Here is a 19,856-nt window from a genome sequence, read left to right on the forward strand (position 1 = left end):
CCTGCTGTACTTCTGCTTCGCGGTCAGGACGGGCGCCTCGCCAGACCGATCGGCGGAGGTATTCGTTCAGCGGAGATCCGTTGCCGGAAAACCCAATACGTCCACGCCTGGTAGACCACGGTCAGTGGCGCAAACAACGCCGTGACCCAGGTCATGATCTTCAAGGTGTACGGGGTCGACGAGGCGTTGTAGATTGTCAGGTTCCAGCGCTCATTCAGCGTCGACGGCACCAGGTTCGGGTACAGCACGCCGAACACGAGGACCACGACGGCGGCGACCACCAGGGCGACGCACACGAAGGACCAGCCATCGGACACCCGGCTCCATACCAGTAGCACCGCCGCCAATTGAGCCACCACCGCGACCCCTAGCACCGCCCAGGTCCATTGCTTGCCGTAGACCAGTTGGGTCCAAACTCCGAATCCGGCAACCAGTGCCGTGACCGGAAACGACAACCAGACGGCGAACCGGTACGCGTCGTCTCGGATCTGGCCGGCGGTCTTCAACGCGACGAACACCGCGCCGTACAGCAGAAACAGCCCGGCGGTGGCCAACCCGCCCAGCAGGGTATAGGCGTTGAGTATGTCGCCGATCGAGGCGTGGACGTGACCGCCGGCGTCGACGGGCAGGCCCCGCACCAGGACGGCAAATGCCACGCCCCACAACACCGCCGGCAGCCAGGACCCGGCCGCGATACCGAAATCCGCCCAGCCCCGCCATTTTGGGTCGTCGATCTTGCCTCGCCACTCGATCGCCACAGCGCGCAGGATCATGCCGAACAGGATGGCCAACAGCGGCAGGTACAACGTGGAGAAGACGGTCGCATACCAGCCGGGAAATGCGGCGAACATTCCGGCGCCGGCCGTGAGCAGCCAGACCTCGTTGCCGTCCCACACCGGGCCGATGGTGTTCAGCACCGTGCGCCGATGGATCTCGGGATCGCCGGTGCCGAAATGGGCGAACGGCTGCATCAGCATCCCCACCCCGAAGTCAAAACCCTCGAGGATCAAGAAACCGAGGAAGAGCATCCCGATGACAGCGAACCACAGTTGTTGGAGTCCCACCGGTCATCTCCTTCCGGGGTCGGTCGGCATCAGTAGGCGAACGACAGCGGTGCTACTTCGTCGTCGTCGGTGGCCTTGGGTGCGGCCGGTTCGGCGTCGTGTTCCTGCGGACCCTCGACGATGTAGCGCTTGAGCAGCCAGCACCAGATGATTGCGAGCAGCGCGTAGACCAGCGTCAACGTCACCAAAGAGGTGACTACGAAGCCGGGGGGATGGTCCGATACCGCCGCCCAGACGGTGAATCGGACCTGCTGGTCACCGGTCGGGTTAGGCACCACGATCCAGGGTTGACGGCCCATCTCGGTAAACACCCATCCCGCGCTGTTGGCCAAGAACGGGGCGGGAATGGTCAGGAGCGCAATCCAGGCGAACCAACGCTGGTGGGGAATTCGTCCGCCGCGGGTCAGCCACAGGGCAAGTAATGCGAAGAGAACCGGGATCGCGAGTAATCCGATCATGGCGCGAAACGACCAGTAGGTGACGAACAGGTTGGGCCGGTAGTCATTGGGACCGAATCGTTGTTGGTAGTCCCGCTGCAGATTACGAACGCCCTGCAACGTCACATCGGACATGCGGCCCTCGGCAAGGAATGGCAGGACGTAGGGCACCTCGATGACACGCGTGAGGCCGTCGCAGTTGTTTTGCCGGCCAACGGTCAGGATGGAGAAGTTTGGATCGGTTTGAGTGTCGCAGAGCGACTCCGCCGAAGCCATCTTCATCGGCTGCTGCCGAAACATCAGCTTGCCCTGATGGTCGCCGGTGAAGAACAGCCCGACCGTGGCTACCAGCACAACCCAACAGCCCAGAATGGTCGCCGGGCGATACATGGCCCGGGTGCCGGGCCCGACGGGGGCGGTCTTGGAACGTACCAGCCACCAGGCGCTGACGGCGGCGACGAAGGTCCCCGCGGTCAGCAATGAGCCCAGAACCGTGTGCGAAAACGCAGCTATTGCAGTGTTGTTGGTAAGCAGCGCGGTAATACTGGTCAACTCGGCGCGGCTGGTCGCCGGGTTGTAGTGCGCTCCCACCGGGTGCTGCATGAACGAATTCGCTGAGATGATGAAGAACGCGGACACGTTCACCGCGATCGCGACGATCCAGATGCAGGCCAGGTGCATCAGCCGGGGCAGCCTGCTCCAGCCGAAGATCCATAGTCCGAGGAATGTGGATTCGAAGAAGAAAGCCATCAGGCCTTCCATCGCCAGCGGGGCACCGAAGATATCGCCGACGAACTTCGAATACTCGCTCCAGTTCATTCCGAACTGAAATTCCTGCACGATTCCGGTAGCCACGCCGATGGCGAAGTTGATCAGGAACAGCTTCCCGAAGAACTTGGTCAGGCGATACCAGGCGGTGTTATCGGTGATCACCCATGCCGTCTGCATGATGGCGATCAGCGGAGCAAGGCCGATGGTGAGCGGAACGAAGATGAAGTGGTAGACGGTGGTGATACCGAACTGCCAACGCGAAATATCGACGACATTCATCTGTCATCTCCGGAGCTTGCGGGCCGTCATAGCGTGCTACGACGAAGTGTAGTAACCGAGGTAGCGTCGCCGCTACCGTCAATCAGCGCGCCCGTGGGTCTATCGGCGCAGCGAGTCCACGGCCTTGCGAATGCCGAACGACGACACGATCTCGAACGTGCCGATCACCACCAACCAGATGCCCACAACGATCGCCAGGGTAATGATCGACTCGAACGGTGCGCCCATCACCACGACGCCGGCGATCAGGCTGATCACCCCGATAAAGATCGACCATCCGCGGCCGGGCAGCGTCGGGTCGCTAATAGCCGAAACGGTGGTGGCGACCCCGCGGAAGATGAACCCGATGCCGATCCAGATGGCCAGCAGCAATACGGCGTTTCCGAAGTGTCGAAAAGCCAGCACCGCCAGGATCAGCGAAGCCGCCCCGCTGATGAACAACAGGATCCGACTGCCCGCCGAGACATGCAGGCTGAAGGCGAACATAACCTGCGCAATCCCGGTGAATACCAGGTAGACGCCAAATGCGACCGCGGCAACCAGGACCGAAATTCCCGGCCAGACCAGTATCAGGACGCCGAGGATCAGCGACAGGATTCCCGATACCAGCGTCGACTTCCACAGATGCGGCAACAAGCTTGGGACAGGGCCTGAGACAGGTGGGGTTTCCATGGGCGCAGTGTTACACATGTGACGGTTCTGGCAAAGGGGTGTGCCCAAAACGCCCGGCGGGTGTGTCGGACCTCAGACGCGGGCCGTGGTCGGTTCCTCGGCATGCGCCTCAGAGGGTTTCTCGACGGACTTTCGGCCGATCAGGTACCAGGTGCGCATGACACCCTTCCCCTTGACGTTGATGTGCCCGCGTTCCTGCAAAACAAAGTCGGCCTTGAGGTGCTCGTAGATGTCGTCGGGCACCTGGATCTTCCCCACCGAGTCGGTGGACTCCATCCGTGATGCGACGTTGACCGCGTCGCCCCACACGTCATAGAAAAACCGGCGTGAACCCACCACGCCCGCGACGACCGGGCCGGTGGCCAGGCCAACCCGCAGGGGCACCGAACGACCGTGGGGGTCTTTCAGTCCGGCGGCGGCGTTGACCATGTCGAGCGCAAAGTCCGCTAGCGCCTGCGCATGGTCGGGCCGAGGCCGCGGCACACCGCTGACGACCATGTAGGAGTCACCGCTGACCTTGATTTTCTCTAGCTGGTGCTTGTCCACCAATTCGTCGAACGCGCTGTAAAGGCGGTCCAGGAATCGGACGAGGTCACCCGGCGCGGTGCTACTTGCCCGCTCGGTGAAGCCGACTATGTCGGCGAACAACACCGAGGCCTCGTCGTACTTGTCGGCAATCACGTGTCGGCCGGGGTCCTTGAGACGCTCGGCGATGCTCACTGGGAGCATGTTGGCCAGCAGCGCCTCGGAACGGTCGTACTGGCCTTCCATGATCGCTTCGGCCAGCGCGGTGTCGCGCAGGGCAAACCACACGGTCACCACCACCACGACGCAGGCAGAAATGGTGGTGATGACGAAGCCCACCGACTGTACCCAGGCCGGCTCCAACCCGGTGTTGCGTGGGACCACGAACTCCACTGTGATGATCAAGCCTGCGGCCAGGGCGGCCAGACCACTGGCCAGCACGATGTGCTCGATGCCGAGCACCAGGACCACCAGACAAGCGCCGACTAGGAAGAACAGCTGAGCACCGGACCCCGTGCCGATGCCCCAGCAGCTGGCGAAGACCGAAATATAGGCCGCGGCCACAAAAGTCAGTGGCGCTACCAGCTCACCGAAGCGGTGCAGCATCGGGACGATCGCGAAGACCGCGGCGGCGGCAATGTTGATCCACGAAATGGGCCAGATCCATGCCCCGGTAAAAAGTTGCACCACAACGAAGCTCGCGCTGACCATCACTGCCAGCCAGGCTGCGATGCTGAGCACCCTGGCCCGTCGCGCCGCACTGTGTGCGTAGTGCAAATTCAGGTCGCGGGTTTGCTCTCGCACGGCCGCAACGGAGTCCAGGCTGAGCGAGCTGTCGCACCGCCTGCGTGGGCCCCCGTACTTCTTCGCCGCCACGGCTCAAAGCCTACCGGCGAGCTTCCGGTTTACGCAGCGTGACGGCGATGTCCGGGCTTGCGGGCAGCGTCGCTACCCGCAGGTTGTCCTGGTGCCCTCGGTGAGATTCGAACTCACACTGTACGGGTTTTGAATCCGTTTCCTCTGCCAGTTGGGATACGAGGGCGTGCAGCGTTCCGGCTTCGCGGTACTACCTTAGAGGAGCTTCCAACCATAGAGGATTCGTGTCGTCATCCCGACTCACCGCCCCCCCAAGGTTCCTGATCGCGGCCCGCCACGACACAATATCCGTCATGACCGGCCCCACCACCGACGCCGCCGCCGCTGTGCCGACACGCCGAGTTCTGATCGCGGAAGACGAAGCGCTCATCCGCATGGACTTGGCCGAGATGCTGCGGGAGGAGGGGTACGACATCGTCGGGGAAGCCGGGGATGGCCAAGAGGCCGTCGAATTGGCCGAGCTGCACAGGCCTGATCTGGTGATCATGGACGTGAAGATGCCCCGCCGGGATGGGATCGACGCTGCGTCTGAGATCGCCAGCAAGCGCATCGCCCCAATCGTGGTGCTCACCGCGTTCAGTCAGCGCGACCTGGTCGAACGTGCTCGGGACGCCGGAGCGATGGCGTACCTGGTGAAGCCGTTCACCGTGAGCGACCTGATTCCGGCCATCGAACTGGCGGTCAGCCGTTTCCGAGAGATCACGGCGCTGGAAAACGAGGTTGCCACGCTGTCCGACCGCCTGGAAACCCGCAAGCTGGTCGAACGTGCCAAGGGCTTGCTGCAGGCCAAGCAGGGCATGACCGAGCCGGAGGCGTTCAAGTGGATTCAGCGGGCGGCCATGGATCGCCGGACCACCATGAAGCGGGTGGCCGAGGTGGTCTTGGAAACCCTGGACCCGCCCAACGACGCCTAGCCCGGGACGGGGCGTCCCGCACAGGGTGCGCGAGATCGACGTTTGGCAGACAAAGTGCGAGAGGCGACCTGCAAAACGTCGATCTCGGCGAAAATGGCGGCGCACCCGCGCCTAGCGGGCCACGATCACCGATGAGCCGTGCCCGAATAGGCCCTGATTGGCGGTCACGCCCACCCGCGCCCCTTCCACCTGCCGGCCGGTGGCCTGACCGCGCAGCTGCCACGTCAGCTCGCAGACCTGAGCGATGGCCTGGGCGGGGATCGCTTCACCGAAGCACGCCAGCCCGCCGGATGGATTTACCGGGACCTTGCCGCCGAGCGTGGTCGCGCCGCTGCGCAGCAGCTCCTCCGCCGAGCCCTTGGGACACAGTCCTAGATGTTCATACCAGTCGAGTTCCAACGCGGTGGATAGGTCGTACACCTCGGCCAAGCTCAGATCTTCCGGCCCGATACCGGCTTCGGCGTAGGCCGCGTCCAGGATCTGATCTTTGAAGACCCGGCCGGGTGCGGCCACCGCTGCGGTGGAATCGGTTGCGATATCCGGTAATTCGGGCAGGTGTTGCGGATAGCGCGGGGTCACAGTGCTGACTGCCCGCACCGAGGGCACCCCATCGAGTGAGCCGCAGTGCTCGCGGGCAAACTTTGCGCTGGCTACGACCAGCGCCGCGGCACCGTCAGAGGTGGCGCAGATATCCAGCAAGCGCAACGGCTCGGCCACCACCTGGCTAGCCAGCACGTCCTCGACCGATACCTCTTTGCGGTAGCGGGCATTCGGGTTCTGCAGCCCATGTCGAGAGTTCTTGACCTTCACTCGGGCGAAGTCCTCGAGGGTGGCGCCGTAGAGGTCCATCCGGCGCCGGGCCAGCAGCGCGAAATACACCGGATTGGTGGCCCCGATCAGGTGGAATCGTTGCCAATCGGGGTCGCTCTTTCGCTCACCGCCTACCGGGGCGAAAAAGCCCTTGGGGGTGGTGTCGGCGCCAATGACGAGTGCGACGTCGCAGAACCCGGCCAGGATCTGGGCACGGGCACTCTGTAGCGCCTGCGAACCGCTGGCACACGCCGCGTAACTCGAGCTGACCGGTACGCCGTTCCAGCCGAGTTTCTGTGCGAACGTGGCGCCCGCGACAAAGCCCGGATAGCCATTGCGGATGGTGTCTGCGCCAGCCACTAGCTGGATCTGGGGCCAGTCCAGGCCGGCCTCGCGCAGGGCGGCGCGGGCGGCGACCACTCCGTACTCGGTGAAGTCGTTACCCCATTTGCCCCATGGGTGCATTCCGGCGCCGAGAATGTAGAGCGGCTCGGGGGTACTCATGCGATCCTCCACGCGTAGACCATGCGCTCGACGCCCTCGTCGTCGGTGAACAACGGCATGATGGTCAGCTCCATCTCCATACCCACCTTCAGATCCGTAGCCAGCGTGCCGTCAACCACCTTGCCCAGCACGATCAGCCCTTCTTCGGCGAGTTCCACTGCGGCAACCGCGAACGGTTCAAAGGGATCCTGCGTGGGATACGGCGGTGGCGGTGCGTACCGGTTTTCCGTGTAGCTCCACAACTTTCCCCGGTTCGACAAGGCAACGGGCTCTAGTGCATCGCCCGCGCAAGCGGGGTTGGGGCAATTGTTTTTGCGGGGCGGAAACACGTAGGTACCGCATCCGGGGCACTTGCTGCCGATCAGATGGGGATTGCCGGCGTCGTCGGTGGCGAACCATCCGGTAATGGCGGGTTCTTGATTGGTGACCTCTGGCACCGTGCCAGCCTACCCAGCGGTGCCGCAAAACTGAAACGTGTTGCAGTTTTGCCCGAAGCTGTGGTGGGCCCGGTTCGGGCGCACGGCCCGTCGCACCGGGTGCATAGAGTGTGTGCCGTGAGTGCCGTGACTACTGCCGCTAAGTCCAGCCAGGATCAAGCCCAGCCGACACTGATGTTGCTGGACGGCAATTCGCTGGCGTTCCGTGCGTTCTACGCACTGCCTGCGGAGAACTTCAAGACCCGCGGCGGGTTGACCACCAACGCCGTTTACGGGTTCACCGCGATGCTGATCAACCTGCTACGCGACGAAGCACCATCGCATATCGCCGCGGCGTTCGATGTATCCAGAAAGACTTTCCGCGCGGAGCGCTACCCGGACTACAAGGCCAACCGGTCAGCGACGCCCGACGAATTTCACGGACAGATCGACATCACCAAGGAAGTCCTAGGCGCGCTGGGCATCACGGTGCTCGCTGAACCGGGGTTCGAGGCCGACGACATCATCGCGACGTTGGCCACCCAGGCCGAACGCGAGGGCTATCGGGTGCTGGTCATTACCGGCGACCGGGACTCATTGCAGCTGGTCAGCGATGACGTGACCGTGTTGTACCCGCGCAAGGGGGTCAGTGAACTCACCCGCTTCACCCCCGAGGCTGTCGTCGAGAAATACGGGCTCACGCCGAGTCAGTATCCGGATTTCGCCGCGCTGCGCGGTGACCCCAGCGACAACTTGCCCGGCATTCCGGGGGTGGGCGAGAAAACAGCGTCGAAGTGGATCATCGAGTACGGATCGCTGAAGTCGCTGGTCGACAACATCGACTCGGTGCGCGGCAAGGTTGGCGACGCGTTGCGGGCGCACGTGGCCAATGTCGTCCTCAATCGTGACCTCACCGAGCTGGTGCGCGACGTCCCACTGGCACAAACGCCGGACGCGCTGCGGCTGCAGCCCTGGGACCGCGACCACATCCACCGGCTCTTCGACGACCTGGAGTTCCGGGTGTTGCGCGACCGGCTGTTCGACACGTTGGCGGCCGTAGAACCCGAGGTTGACCAGGGGTTCGACGTTCGCGGCGGGGCACTGGAGTCCGGCTCGGTGGCGCAGTGGCTCGCCGAGCACGCCAGCGACGGGCGCCGCTCCGGCCTTACGGTCATGGGCACTCATCAGCCCTACGGTGGGGATGCGACTGCCGTGGCTATTGCGGCCGCTGACGGGGAGGGCGGCTACGTCGATACCAGCACGGTGACTCCCGAGGACGACGCAGCGTTGGCGGATTGGTTGGCCGACCCGGCGAAACCCAAAGCCCTGCATGAGGCGAAGCTGGCTATGCACGACCTGGGGGGGCGGGGTTGGACGCTTGCGGGCGTGGCCTCCGATACGGCGCTGGCGGCCTACCTGGTCCGGCCGGGTCAGCGCAGCTTTACCCTCGACGATCTTTCGCTGCGCTACCTGCGACGCGAGCTGCGGGCGGAAACGCCTGAACAACAACAGCTTTCACTTCTTGACGACGATACTGACGTGCAGGCAATCCAAACACTGATCCTGCGGGCCCGGGCGGTTACTGACCTGGCCGACGCGCTGGACGCCGAGCTGGTCCGCATCGCCTCCACCGCCTTGCTAGGTGAGATGGAATTGCCGGTTCAGCGGGTACTAGCAGGCATGGAAGCCGCCGGTATCGCTGTCGACTTACGGCTGCTGACGGAGCTGCAAAGCCAGTTCGGCGACCAGATTCGCGACGCGGCCGAGGCCGCGTATGCCGTAATCGGCAAGCAGATCAATTTGGGATCACCCAAACAGCTGCAGGTGGTGTTGTTCGACGAGCTTGGGATGCCGAAGACCAAGCGGACGAAGACCGGCTACACCACCGACGCCGACGCGCTGCAGTCGTTGTTCGACAAGACCGGACACCCGTTTCTTCAGCATCTGCTGGCCCACCGCGACGTCACCCGGTTGAAAGTCACCGTTGACGGCTTGCTGAACTCGGTGGCCGGCGACGGGCGAATCCACACCACGTTCAACCAGACGATCGCGGCCACCGGCCGGCTTTCCTCGACCGAACCCAACCTGCAGAACATTCCGATCCGCACCGACGCCGGTCGCCAGATTCGCGACGCGTTCGTCGTGGGGGACGGATACACCGAGTTGATGACCGCCGACTACAGCCAGATCGAGATGCGGATCATGGCGCACTTGTCGCAAGACGAGGGTCTGATCGAAGCGTTCAATACCGGCGAGGACCTGCACTCGTTTGTGGCGTCGCGCGCATTCAATGTGCCGATCGACGAGGTCACCGGTGAATTGCGGCGACGCGTTAAGGCGATGTCGTATGGGCTGGCCTATGGTCTGAGCGCCTACGGGCTGGCCGCTCAGCTCAAGATCTCCACCGAGGAGGCCAAGGTCCAGATGGACCAATACTTCGCCCGATTCGGCGGGGTGCGCGACTACCTGAATTCCGTCGTGGAGCAGGCCCGCAAGGACGGCTACACCTCGACCGTCCTGGGCCGCCGGCGATACCTGCCAGAGCTAGACAGCAGCAATCGCCAGGTGCGGGAGGCGGCCGAGCGCGCGGCACTGAACGCCCCGATCCAGGGCAGCGCGGCCGACATCATCAAGGTAGCGATGCTCGAAGTCGACAAGGCGCTAAAGGCATCTGGGTTGAAATCCCGGATGCTGTTACAGGTCCACGACGAACTGTTGTTTGAAATCGCGGCCGGCGAACGGGAGCAGGTCGAGGCCTTAGTGCGCGACAAGATGGGTGGCGCCTACCCGCTGGACGTCCCGCTGGACGTATCGGTTGGCTACGGCCGCAGCTGGGACTCGGCGGCACACTGAGAGCACGGGCCGGCGGTCTTGTCGCGAGGCGCCTTCGATCGTGATGTCCTAGTCTTGCCCGAGGAATTCGACGACTGTAGGCAGCCGAGTAGTGCAGCGAATAAGGAGAGAGATGACCGCAGGCTGGATTATCCCATTCATTATCCTAGGCGGCGCACTTCAGACATGCGGGGCGGCAATGAATGGTCAACTTTACAAACATATGATCAACCCATGGCTGGCCTCGGCGATATCATTTGCGCTGATTACGTTGTTCTTCATCGGCGCCTTCCTGATCATGCCGAATCCGTTGCCGACCACTAAAGACATCGCCACAATGCCCTGGTGGGCCGTTGTTGGTGGCCTCGTTGGTGCCGTTCAGGTATACGCCGGTCTGACATTGGTGAACAGGGTTGGCGCGGGAACGTTTATCGGGTTCACGGTGACGGCGGCCCTCATAATGTCGTTGCTGATTGATCATTTCGGTTGGCTTCGTGTCGATGCGCACCCGATTACCGTATGGCGGGCTCTCGGCGGTGCATTCCTGGTTCTCGGAGTGGTATTAGTTGCCAAATTCTGATCACTGAATTCGCAGAATTCATTGCAAGTATTGTTGCGGCCGAGGGGGCCGAGCGGGGCGGTGAACGTTGGGTGAATTCGCGGAAAAACTATCGGTGGTTGATGGCCGTCGGGCGCCGGTGATCGGGGTGATCCGGCGACCGCACCCGTGTGCTGGCCCGCGCCTGCCCGGGTCCCCAGGTGGACTCCACCAGGACCCGTCCGTCGGCGGGAACACCCCGGCGTCTACACTCGGTCACCGACAACCGAGTTTGTCCAGCATGTCCACTGTCGAGTAGCCTCGACAGATGCCCGTCGGTGCTTGATGGCGGGTCGCAACCAATACCAACTGTCCCTACGACCTAACCCTGTCCGGAGCAACCCAACAATATGCCGAGTCCCGCCGTCACCTCGCCGCAAGTAGCCGTCAACGACATTGGCTCTGCCGAGGACTTTCTCGCAGCAATAGACAAAACGATCAAGTACTTCAACGATGGCGACATCGTCGAAGGCACGATCGTCAAAGTGGACCGGGACGAGGTGCTCCTCGATATCGGCTACAAGACCGAAGGGGTCATCCCCGCCCGAGAACTCTCCATCAAGCACGACGTCGACCCCAATGAGGTCGTTTCCGTCGGCGATGAGGTTGAGGCCCTGGTTCTCACCAAGGAGGACAAAGAGGGCCGCCTGATCCTCTCCAAGAAGCGCGCCCAGTACGAGCGCGCCTGGGGCACCATCGAGGCGCTCAAGGAGAAGGATGAGGCCGTTAAGGGCACCGTCATCGAGGTGGTCAAGGGTGGTCTGATCCTCGACATCGGGCTGCGCGGCTTCCTGCCCGCCTCGCTGGTCGAGATGCGGCGAGTCCGCGACCTGCAGCCCTACATCGGCAAGGAGATCGAAGCCAAGATCATCGAGCTGGACAAGAACCGCAACAATGTGGTGCTGAGCCGCCGCGCCTGGCTGGAGCAGACCCAGTCCGAGGTGCGCAGCGAATTCCTCAACCAGCTGCAGAAGGGCACCATCCGCAAGGGTGTGGTCTCCTCGATCGTCAACTTCGGCGCGTTCGTCGACCTAGGCGGTGTGGACGGTCTGGTGCATGTTTCGGAGCTGTCCTGGAAGCACATTGACCATCCGTCCGAGGTGGTCCAGGTTGGTGACGAGGTCACCGTCGAGGTTCTCGATGTCGACATGGACCGTGAGCGGGTTTCGCTGTCGCTGAAGGCAACGCAGGAAGACCCCTGGCGGCACTTCGCCCGCACCCATGCGATTGGCCAAATCGTGCCGGGCAAGGTCACCAAGCTGGTGCCGTTTGGCGCGTTCGTTCGCGTCGAGGAGGGCATCGAGGGCCTGGTGCACATCTCCGAGCTGGCCGAGCGTCACGTCGAGGTGCCCGACCAGGTGGTGGGTGTCGGCGACGACGCGATGGTCAAGGTGATCGACATCGACCTGGAACGGCGCCGCATCTCGTTGTCGCTCAAGCAGGCCAACGAGGACTACACCGAGGAGTTCGACCCGGCGAAGTACGGCATGGCTGACAGCTATGACGAGCAGGGCAACTACATCTTCCCCGAGGGCTTCGACCCCGACACCAACGAGTGGATGGAAGGTTTCGACACTCAGCGGGCCGAGTGGGAAGCGCGCTATGCCGAAGCCGAGCGTCGGCACAAGATGCACACCACGCAGATGGAGAAGTTCGCCGCGGCCGAGGCAGACGGGCACGGCGGTTCGGAGTCGGTGAGCAGCGGTGCGCCGCAGGAGAAGGCCGCGGGCGGGTCGCTGGCCAGCGACGCCCAATTGGCCGCGCTACGGGAAAAGCTCGCCGGCAACGCTTAGTTTCTCCGGGGCGCTGTTCAGGCAATGCTGCGAATCGGGCTGACCGGCGGTATCGGCGCTGGGAAGTCGGCGCTGTCGACAACTTTCGCCGAATGTGGCGGGGTTGTCGTCGATGGCGATGTGCTGGCCCGTGAGGTAGTCGAGCCCGGTACCGAGGGTTTGGCGTCCCTGGTTGGTGCCTTTGGCGCTGACATCTTGGGACCGGACGGGGCGCTGGATCGGCCGGCGTTGGCAGCCAAGGCGTTTCGGAACGACCAGGCAAGAGGCGTGCTGAACGGGATCGTTCATCCGTTGGTGGCGCGTCGACGTTCGGAGATTCTCGCGGCGGTCCCAGACGACGCTGTTATCGTCGAGGACATTCCGTTGCTGGTGGAATCGGGGTTGGCCCCGTTATTCCCGTTGGTGGTGGTGGTGCACGCCGATGTCGAGGTCCGTGTACGACGGCTAGTTGAGCAGCGGGGCATGCCGGAAGCCGACGCCCGGGCCAGAATTGCCGCTCAGGCCACCGACGAGCAACGGCGGGCAGTTGCCGACGTTTGGCTGGACAATTCAAGCAGCCCAGAGGTTTTGGTCCAGCGGGCACGTGAGGTGTGGAATTGCCGGATTCTGCCGTTCGCACGCAACGTGAACGCGCGCGTGATCGCGCGGCCACCGGCGCGGCTGGTGCCGTCCGACCCGACGTGGCCGGACCAGGCGAAACGCATCATCGCCCGGTTGAAAACCGTGTGCGGTCACAGGGCGTTACGGGTTGACCACATCGGGTCGACCGCCGTGCCGCACTACCCCGATTTCCTGGCCAAGGACGTCATCGACATTCAGATCACCGTCGAATCACTAGAGGTAGCAGACGAACTCGTCGAGTCGCTGTTGTCCATCGGCTACCCGCGCCTCGACCAGATCACCATGGACCACGATAAGGCCGACGCGCGCAGCGTCATCGATCGTTATGACCACAGTGGCGGTCCTGCGCTGTGGCACAAGAGGTTTCATGGATCAGCGGATCCTGGTCGGCCGACCAATGTGCACATCCGGGTGGATGGCTGGCCCAATCAGCAATTCGCCCTGCTCTTCGTCGATTGGTTGACGGCCAACCCAGCTGTCCGCGCCGACTATCTCGCGGTCAAGCGTGAAGCCGAAAAGCACGCCGCGCTCGGTGACGGGGGCGTCGAGCGCTATGTCGCAGTTAAGGAGCCCTGGTTTCTCGATGCCTATCGGCGGGCCTGGGATTGGGCAGATTCAATCGGATGGCGGCCCCGGCCCGTCTGATATCGCGCGACAGCGTGGGACGGCCGTGCCGGTCGCGTGGCCCGCGGGCCCGACGTGAACCCGAAGTAGCCCGAGCAGGTCCGGTGTTCTCACCACACTGCGGCTTGGCTGCCGGGCCTAACTGAGCGCCTTGTCCCGGTGGAGTTCGCTGAGGTCGGTTCCCCGGCCTGCTCAGCGAGGCCCGTGCCAGCTGATCGTCATGCCGTGGGCAGCCAGCCAACGTGGCAGGTCGTAGCCATTGCGGGCCAGGCCATCGACCGCGCTCAACGCTCGGCGTACCGCTTGCTCGGCGACATCCGAGGTCAGCAGGCCGTGTCGGACGGCGTCGAGCAGTTCGTCGACATCGGCCAGGTGCAGCCCATTGCCAGTGCGCACCTCGATGTCGAGGTAGTGATCTTCCGAACGCCACACTGCTTGGCTCGGTAGGTATTCGCCGACATCGAGGTAGTAGTCGTGGTCTCGCTCATGGCCGGGGTTGAAGTGGAATATCGTGGCTCGCAGCCCCAAGGACGGCAGTAGCCAGGACTCGAGGTAGTGAAACTGCCTCCGGCCGGGGGTGGGCCGGGCCATGTAGAGCCCCCACGGGTGCACCGTGTACTCATCGACGGCACGCACAATGCCCTTCGGATCGGTGTTGGTGCCGGCGACCAGGTCGAACGTCTCGTGCTTGGGTGGATGGATGGCGTCACTCTACCGTCGTTCGGCGCGGGTGGCCGGGTAGCGGTCGGGACACGGTGCTAACCCACGCCGGGTGCATGCCCCGGCCGGGCCTGTCGGTGGCGGGTTCTACCCTGGTTGTCATGGCCTTTGCCACCGAGCACCCCGCCGGAGATGTTCCGGTCGCCCATTCGGAATACCGCGCCGTTGATGACGTCGTGCGCTCCGGTGCCCGCTTCGAGGTGGTCAGCCCGCACGCTCCCGCCGGAGATCAGCCGACGGCGATCAACGAGCTAGAGCGGCGGATCCGGGCGGGTGAGCGCGACGTGGTGCTGCTGGGCGCAACCGGGACCGGTAAGTCGGCGACGACGGCGTGGCTGATCGAGCGTCTGCAGCGTCCCACGCTGGTCATGGCGCCGAACAAGACCCTGGCCGCGCAGTTGGCGAATGAACTGCGAGAAATGTTGCCGCACAACGCGGTCGAGTACTTTGTGTCGTACTACGACTACTACCAGCCGGAGGCGTATATCGCGCAGACGGACACCTACATCGAGAAGGACAGCTCGATCAACGACGACGTGGAGCGGCTGCGGCACTCGGCCACGTCGGCCTTGCTTTCGCGGCGCGATGTGGTGGTGGTGGCTTCGGTGTCGTGCATTTATGGCCTGGGTACCCCCCAGTCCTATCTGGATCGCTCCGTCGAGTTGCGAGTCGGCACCGAGGTGCCGCGGGACGGACTGCTGCGACTTTTGGTCGACGTGCAGTACACCCGCAACGACCTTTCGTTCACCCGTGGCTCGTTTCGGGTCCGCGGGGACACCGTGGAGATCATTCCCTCCTACGAAGAGCTGGCGGTGCGTATCGAGTTCTTCGGCGACGAGATCGAAGCGCTGTATTACCTGCACCCGTTGACCGGGGAGGTCATTCGCCAGGTCGAGTCGCTGCGGATCTTCCCGGCCACCCACTATGTGGCCGGGCCGGAGCGGATGGCCCAGGCGATCTCCACGATCGAGGAGGAGCTTGCCGAGCGGCTCGCCGAACTCGAGAGGCAGGGCAAGTTGCTGGAGGCGCAGCGGTTGCGGATGCGCACCAACTACGACATCGAGATGATGCGCCAGGTGGGATTTTGCTCGGGGATCGAGAACTATTCTCGCCACATCGACGGACGGCCCGCTGGCTCAGCCCCTGCCACGCTGCTGGATTATTTTCCCGAGGACTTCTTGCTGGTCATCGACGAGTCTCACGTCACCGTCCCACAGATCGGCGGCATGTACGAAGGCGACATTTCACGGAAGCGCAACTTGGTGGAGTACGGGTTCCGGCTACCCTCGGCGGTGGACAACCGCCCGCTGCAATGGGAGGAGTTCGCCGACCGGATCGGGCAGACGGTATATCTGTCGGCAACCCCAGGGCCCTATGAACTCAGTCAGACCGGAGGCGAGTTCGTCGAGCAGGTGATTCGGCCTACCGGCCTGGTGGATCCCAAAGTCGTGGTCAAGCCGACCAAGGGGCAGATCGACGACCTGATCGGTGAGATCCGCAGGCGGGCCGAGGCCGACCAGCGGGTGCTGGTGACGACGCTGACCAAGAAGATGGCCGAAGACCTCACCGACTACCTGCTGGAACTGGGCATCCGGGTGCGCTATCTGCACTCCGAAGTCGACACATTGCGTCGGGTGGAGCTGCTGCGCCAGCTACGGCTCGGCGAGTACGACGTGCTGGTCGGCATCAATCTGCTCCGCGAGGGCCTGGACCTGCCCGAGGTCTCGCTAGTGGCGATTCTCGACGCCGATAAGGAAGGGTTTTTGCGGTCCACCCGCAGCCTCATCCAGACCATCGGCCGCGCCGCTCGCAACGTGTCGGGGGAAGTACACATGTACGCCGACACCATCACCGACTCGATGAGGGAGGCCATCGACGAGACCGAACGGCGGCGGGCCAAGCAGATCGCCTACAACGAGGCCAACGGGATCGACCCACAACCGCTGCGCAAAAAGATCGCCGACATCCTCGACCAGGTCTATCGCGAGGCCGCCGATACCGAAGCCGCCGACGCCGTCCCGGTCGGCGGCTCGGCGCGCAATGCCTCCCGCGGCCGGAGAGCGCAGGGGGAGCCGGGTCGGGCGGTGAGCGCGGGCGTGTTCGAAGGCCGCGACACTTCGAGCATGCCGCGCGCGGAGCTGGCGGACCTGATCAAGGACCTCACCGCGCAGATGATGGCTGCGGCGCGGGAATTACAGTTCGAGCTGGCGGCCCGATTCCGTGACGAGATCGCCGATCTCAAGAAGGAACTGCGCGGGATGGATGCCGCCGGTCTGAAGTAACCTGCCAACCACAACCACGAGTTCCCCCCTACGGTGTAGCTGTGACCGACACGGTGAGCCCGGCCGGCAGCTGGCGTGAGCTGCTGACCACCCATCTGGGGACCTCCACCGTGCTGGCCGGTGGTGTCGCGATGTACGCGACCAACGAGTTTTTGACGATCAGTCTGCTGCCGAGCACGATCGCCGAGATCGGCGGCGGCCGACTGTATGCCTGGGTGACCACGTTGTATCTGGTTGGCTCCGTGGTCGCGGCGACCATGGTCAACTCGATGCTGCGTGCCCTGGGCCCGCGCTGGTCATTTCTGTTGGGATTGGCCCTCTTCGGCGTGGCCAGTGTGGTCTGCGGGGCGGCGCCGACGATGGAGGTCCTGATAGCGGGGCGTGCCCTCCAAGGGATCGCCGGCGGATTGCTCGCCGGCTTGGGCTATGCGCTGATCAACGCCGCTCTGCCACGCTCGTTGTGGACTCGCGGATCCGCGCTCGTGTCGGCGATGTGGGGCGTCGCGACGATCGTCGGGCCGGCGACGGGTGGCCTCTTTGCACAACTAGGACTGTGGCGGTGGGCGTTTGGCGCCATGGCCATGCTGACGGCGGCGATGGCTCTGCTGGTAACGATGGTGCTAGCCGCGGGCCGGGTCGATCCGCGCGATGCAACCTCGATACCCCCGGCGCTCAAGGTGCCGGTGTGGTCGTTGCTGCTGGTGGGCAGCGCCGCGTTGGCGGTCAGCGTGGCCCAGCTCCCGCGTAACGGGATGGCAACCACCGGACTGCTCGTTCTCGGCGTGTTGTTGGTCGGGCTGGCCGTGGTCGTCGACTGGCGAAGCGACGCAGCGGTATTGCCGCACAGCGTATTTGGCAGCGGGCCGCTGAAATGGATTTATCTGACCATGGCGATGCAGATGATGGCGGTGATGGTCGACACGTATGTACCGCTGTTCGGACAGCGGTTGGGGCACCTGACGCCGGTGGCTGCCGGCTTTTTGGGGGCATCATTGGCGATCGGCTGGACGGTCAGCGAGATCGCCAGCGCATCGCTGAACAACCCACGAACCATCGGGCGCGTGATCGCGATCGCGCCGCTGGTAATGGCGTCGGGTCTGGCGCTGGCCGCATTCACCCAGCGGGCCGACGCCCCTATCGGGGTTGTCGCGCTGTGGGCAGGGGCGCTGATGATCGCCGGGTTCGGCATCGGGATGGCCTGGCCGCATCTGTCGGCCCGCGCCATGCAATCCGTCGACGACCCCGCCGAGGGTGGCGCTGCCGCTGCCGCCATCAACACCGTGCAGCTGATCTCCGGAGCATTTGGCGCCGGACTGGCCGGTGTCGTCGTGAATACCGCCACCGGCGGCGAGGTGGCGGCCGCACGCTGGCTATTCGCGGTCTTCACGGTGCTGGCCGGGGTCGGACTCCTGTCCTCCTACCGGGTATCCCACCCAGCCACCCGGGGTGATCACGACTCAACGTGTTGACTTGACCACCTGCGAATAGTGGAACTGCCACCGCTCGACAATGTGGAAACCCAGGTAGCTCGGGAAGCGGTAGGCGGGCGTCCGTCCGAACGCCGTACCCGGTGACAGTGATTGCCCCACTTGATGATCGGGTAGCGACGCATCGTGATTGGAGATCGTCCAGACGGTGGTGCACTTGTTGATTTTGGCCGTCGTGAGCCACACCGCGACGTGCCCGTCCCACAGCGTGCCGACCGTGGGCCCATAGGCGCCGCGCTCGACGTCGATCAGGGACTGGAAGGCGCCCGGCCGGGTCGCCAGCAGTGCGCGAACGGGACCGGGCCTCCAGGGCACCGTGTTGTCGACCAGGAGACAGTCTCCCGGGGCGGCATGAGCACTGATTAGGTCCGCCACCTGGCTGTAGTCCCAGCCCTCCTTGGCGTAGGGCCCCCGTTGTGTGAAGAAGTAGTTGGGGAACGCGGCGACGGCCAGCAGCGCCACAATTCCGGCGATGTACCAGGGCCTCCGGGCGATGGCGACGATGCAGACCGCTAGCACGACGGCCGCGCCGGGGGCGGTGAGGATCAGGTAGCGCGGGTAGTAAACGGGTTCGACGATCGCCGAGTAGATCAGCACGACGGCGGTGGGGATGACCACCCACGCCACGCTGGCCAGCAGGAGTGGGCCGGTACCGTCGCTGCGCCCTGACACGCCGGCCAAGCGCAGCGCACCAGCCGCGACAACGATCACGCCGGCGAGGATTGCGAACGGAACGCTGTGGTCGAAATACTGCCTATGCATCACGTCGAGCAACAGGTTTCTGTTCAGTCCCGAAATCCATCCGACCTGCCAGATCTGGCCGTGGGCGAACAGCACGAACGGTGTCATCGCCACGAGTGCGGCCACCGTAGCGATCGTCCACCGGATGACCGGGGACTTTCGTGTGTTTTCCGGGGCCAACAGCGGCAGCAGTGCGGCGTGGACCAGCACCAGCAGACCGAAGTTGAGATTGACCAGGATCGACAGCACCAACACCAGCGCGTAGCGCAGCCACCGCCAGCGGCTGTTCCGCCGCACGGCCGTAACCAGCACGACGGTGAGCCAGACGGCGGCGGCCACCGACAGCGCAGAGGAGCGAGCCTCGATCCCGGCCCACGTCACCCGCGGCAGGATGGCGAAGACGACACCGGCGCACAACGCGTTAGTTCGCCCGGAAAATTGCTTGGTGAACACCACAACGCCCGCGGCCGCCGCCCCGATAGCCAGGCTGCTGGGAACTCGTGACCAGAATTCGGTGGGCGGAAAGATCATGAACCAGCCGTGCATCAACAGGTAGTAGAGGCCGTGCACGGCGTCGATGTGGCCCAGTAGTTTCCATAGCTCCGGCACTGTCCGGCTTGCCGACGCCGAGATGGTGGCGCCCTCGTCGAACCACAAAGACGGCCTCGCGGCCCAGGCGGCGCTGATAGCCGTGGCCAGCAACGCAACGGCCCACGGGTCTAGCCATCGGCCACGTGCGGGCGGGTGCTCAGTGGGCTCAAGGACGGCCGCCGTGCCCTGCTCAAGCGTTGGTACGGACATGATGCTTGTCACTGTAGGGCTCCCGCGATGATCCTGGTCACCAGCCATGTTGGGGTATGTGACCCGGCCAATCGGCGGGTGTTGGCATG

At 64.0% G+C, this 19,856-nt stretch carries 15 protein-coding genes and 1 tRNA gene; 7 read left to right on the forward strand and 9 right to left on the reverse strand.

What is annotated here, in order from left to right:
* Positions 1 to 23: 23 nt before the first annotated feature.
* The 5 genes from cydB to MB901379_RS10870 form a co-directional block, all read right to left on the reverse strand.
* On the reverse strand, positions 24 to 1,064 hold the full coding sequence (cydB, locus tag MB901379_RS10850) for a cytochrome d ubiquinol oxidase subunit II (RefSeq protein WP_158016704.1): 1,041 nt from the start codon (positions 1,062 to 1,064) through the stop codon (positions 24 to 26).
* 29 nt (positions 1,065 to 1,093) lie between these two features.
* Complete coding sequence (locus tag MB901379_RS10855) at positions 1,094 to 2,551, reverse strand: cytochrome ubiquinol oxidase subunit I (protein ID WP_158016705.1); 1,458 nt, start codon at positions 2,549 to 2,551, stop codon at positions 1,094 to 1,096.
* 99 nt (positions 2,552 to 2,650) lie between these two features.
* Positions 2,651 to 3,241: an HdeD family acid-resistance protein gene (locus MB901379_RS10860; protein WP_158016706.1), complete on the reverse strand. Its 591-nt coding sequence runs from the start codon at positions 3,239 to 3,241 to the stop codon at positions 2,651 to 2,653.
* A gap of 54 nt (positions 3,242 to 3,295) precedes the next feature.
* The gene (locus MB901379_RS10865; RefSeq protein ID WP_158016707.1) at positions 3,296 to 4,624 is read right to left on the reverse strand and encodes an adenylate/guanylate cyclase domain-containing protein; all 1,329 of its coding nucleotides are present in this window, start codon (positions 4,622 to 4,624) and stop codon (positions 3,296 to 3,298) included.
* 89 nt (positions 4,625 to 4,713) lie between these two features.
* Positions 4,714 to 4,790, reverse strand: a tRNA-Leu gene (locus tag MB901379_RS10870).
* Between the two features lie 127 nt (positions 4,791 to 4,917).
* Here MB901379_RS10870 and MB901379_RS10875 point away from each other — a divergent pair.
* Positions 4,918 to 5,538, forward strand: coding sequence for an ANTAR domain-containing response regulator (locus MB901379_RS10875; RefSeq protein WP_158016708.1), 621 nt, complete (start codon positions 4,918 to 4,920; stop codon positions 5,536 to 5,538).
* A gap of 111 nt (positions 5,539 to 5,649) precedes the next feature.
* On the opposite strand, the gene MB901379_RS10880 is transcribed toward MB901379_RS10875, so the two are convergent.
* Complete coding sequence (locus tag MB901379_RS10880) at positions 5,650 to 6,852, reverse strand: lipid-transfer protein (protein WP_158016709.1); 1,203 nt, start codon at positions 6,850 to 6,852, stop codon at positions 5,650 to 5,652.
* On the reverse strand, positions 6,849 to 7,289 hold the full coding sequence (locus tag MB901379_RS10885; RefSeq protein WP_158016710.1) for a Zn-ribbon domain-containing OB-fold protein: 441 nt from the start codon (positions 7,287 to 7,289) through the stop codon (positions 6,849 to 6,851). Before MB901379_RS10885 ends, MB901379_RS10880 begins: the two co-directional genes overlap by 4 nt.
* A 174-nt stretch (positions 7,290 to 7,463) precedes the next feature.
* Between MB901379_RS10885 and polA the strand changes: the two genes are divergently transcribed.
* The 4 genes from polA to coaE all read left to right on the forward strand — a co-directional run bounded on the left by polA (position 7,464) and on the right by coaE (position 13,757).
* Positions 7,464 to 10,121 carry a DNA polymerase I gene (gene polA, locus MB901379_RS10890; RefSeq protein WP_158019098.1) on the forward strand — a complete coding sequence of 886 codons (2,658 nt, stop codon included), beginning with the start codon at positions 7,464 to 7,466 and terminating at the stop codon, positions 10,119 to 10,121.
* A 112-nt stretch (positions 10,122 to 10,233) separates the two neighbouring features.
* A complete protein-coding gene (locus MB901379_RS10895; protein ID WP_158016711.1) occupies positions 10,234 to 10,680 on the forward strand; it encodes a DMT family transporter in 447 nt (148 codons plus the stop codon).
* Positions 10,681 to 11,048: 368 nt separating this feature from the next.
* Entirely contained in the window at positions 11,049 to 12,491 is a 1,443-nt protein-coding gene (gene rpsA / locus MB901379_RS10900; protein WP_158016712.1) for a 30S ribosomal protein S1, read from the forward strand.
* Between the two features lie 24 nt (positions 12,492 to 12,515).
* Positions 12,516 to 13,757 (forward strand): dephospho-CoA kinase, encoded by a 1,242-nt coding sequence (gene coaE / locus MB901379_RS10905; protein WP_158016713.1) that lies wholly within the window; start codon positions 12,516 to 12,518, stop codon positions 13,755 to 13,757.
* 171 nt (positions 13,758 to 13,928) lie between these two features.
* Here coaE and MB901379_RS10910 read toward each other — a convergent pair whose 3' ends face one another.
* Positions 13,929 to 14,372 carry a DUF402 domain-containing protein gene (locus MB901379_RS10910; RefSeq protein WP_158016714.1) on the reverse strand — a complete coding sequence of 148 codons (444 nt, stop codon included), beginning with the start codon at positions 14,370 to 14,372 and terminating at the stop codon, positions 13,929 to 13,931.
* Between the two features lie 185 nt (positions 14,373 to 14,557).
* Here MB901379_RS10910 and uvrB point away from each other — a divergent pair, with 185 nt between their 5' ends.
* Positions 14,558 to 16,738, forward strand: coding sequence for an excinuclease ABC subunit UvrB (gene uvrB / locus MB901379_RS10915; protein ID WP_158016715.1), 2,181 nt, complete (start codon positions 14,558 to 14,560; stop codon positions 16,736 to 16,738).
* Positions 16,739 to 16,779: 41 nt separating this feature from the next.
* Positions 16,780 to 18,207, forward strand: coding sequence for an MFS transporter (locus MB901379_RS10920; protein WP_158016716.1), 1,428 nt, complete (start codon positions 16,780 to 16,782; stop codon positions 18,205 to 18,207).
* On the opposite strand, the gene MB901379_RS10925 is transcribed toward MB901379_RS10920, so the two are convergent.
* Positions 18,196 to 19,815 (reverse strand): mannosyltransferase, encoded by a 1,620-nt coding sequence (locus MB901379_RS10925; protein ID WP_174237012.1) that lies wholly within the window; start codon positions 19,813 to 19,815, stop codon positions 18,196 to 18,198. The genes MB901379_RS10920 and MB901379_RS10925 overlap by 12 nt on opposite strands.
* Positions 19,816 to 19,856 lie beyond the last annotated feature (41 nt).

It is taken from the genome of Mycobacterium basiliense, from assembly GCF_900292015.1.
Taxonomy (GTDB): domain Bacteria; phylum Actinomycetota; class Actinomycetes; order Mycobacteriales; family Mycobacteriaceae; genus Mycobacterium; species Mycobacterium basiliense.

What these genes read in the sequence shown, in the direction of transcription:
- uvrB (WP_158016715.1), top strand. Translation starts at nt 14,558, where the DNA reads ATGGCCTTTGCCACCGAGCACCCCGCCGGAGATGTTCCGGTCGCCCAT.
- MB901379_RS10855 (WP_158016705.1), bottom strand. Translation starts at nt 2,551, where the DNA reads ATGAATGTCGTCGATATTTCGCGTTGGCAGTTCGGTATCACCACCGTC.
- MB901379_RS10895 (WP_158016711.1), top strand. Translation starts at nt 10,234, where the DNA reads ATGACCGCAGGCTGGATTATCCCATTCATTATCCTAGGCGGCGCACTT.
- MB901379_RS10875 (WP_158016708.1), top strand. Translation starts at nt 4,918, where the DNA reads ATGACCGGCCCCACCACCGACGCCGCCGCCGCTGTGCCGACACGCCGA.
- polA (WP_158019098.1), top strand. Translation starts at nt 7,464, where the DNA reads ATGTTGCTGGACGGCAATTCGCTGGCGTTCCGTGCGTTCTACGCACTG.
- MB901379_RS10860 (WP_158016706.1), bottom strand. Translation starts at nt 3,241, where the DNA reads ATGTGTAACACTGCGCCCATGGAAACCCCACCTGTCTCAGGCCCTGTC.
- rpsA (WP_158016712.1), top strand. Translation starts at nt 11,049, where the DNA reads ATGCCGAGTCCCGCCGTCACCTCGCCGCAAGTAGCCGTCAACGACATT.
- MB901379_RS10880 (WP_158016709.1), bottom strand. Translation starts at nt 6,852, where the DNA reads ATGAGTACCCCCGAGCCGCTCTACATTCTCGGCGCCGGAATGCACCCA.
- coaE (WP_158016713.1), top strand. Translation starts at nt 12,516, where the DNA reads ATGCTGCGAATCGGGCTGACCGGCGGTATCGGCGCTGGGAAGTCGGCG.
- MB901379_RS10925 (WP_174237012.1), bottom strand. Translation starts at nt 19,815, where the DNA reads ATGGCTGGTGACCAGGATCATCGCGGGAGCCCTACAGTGACAAGCATC.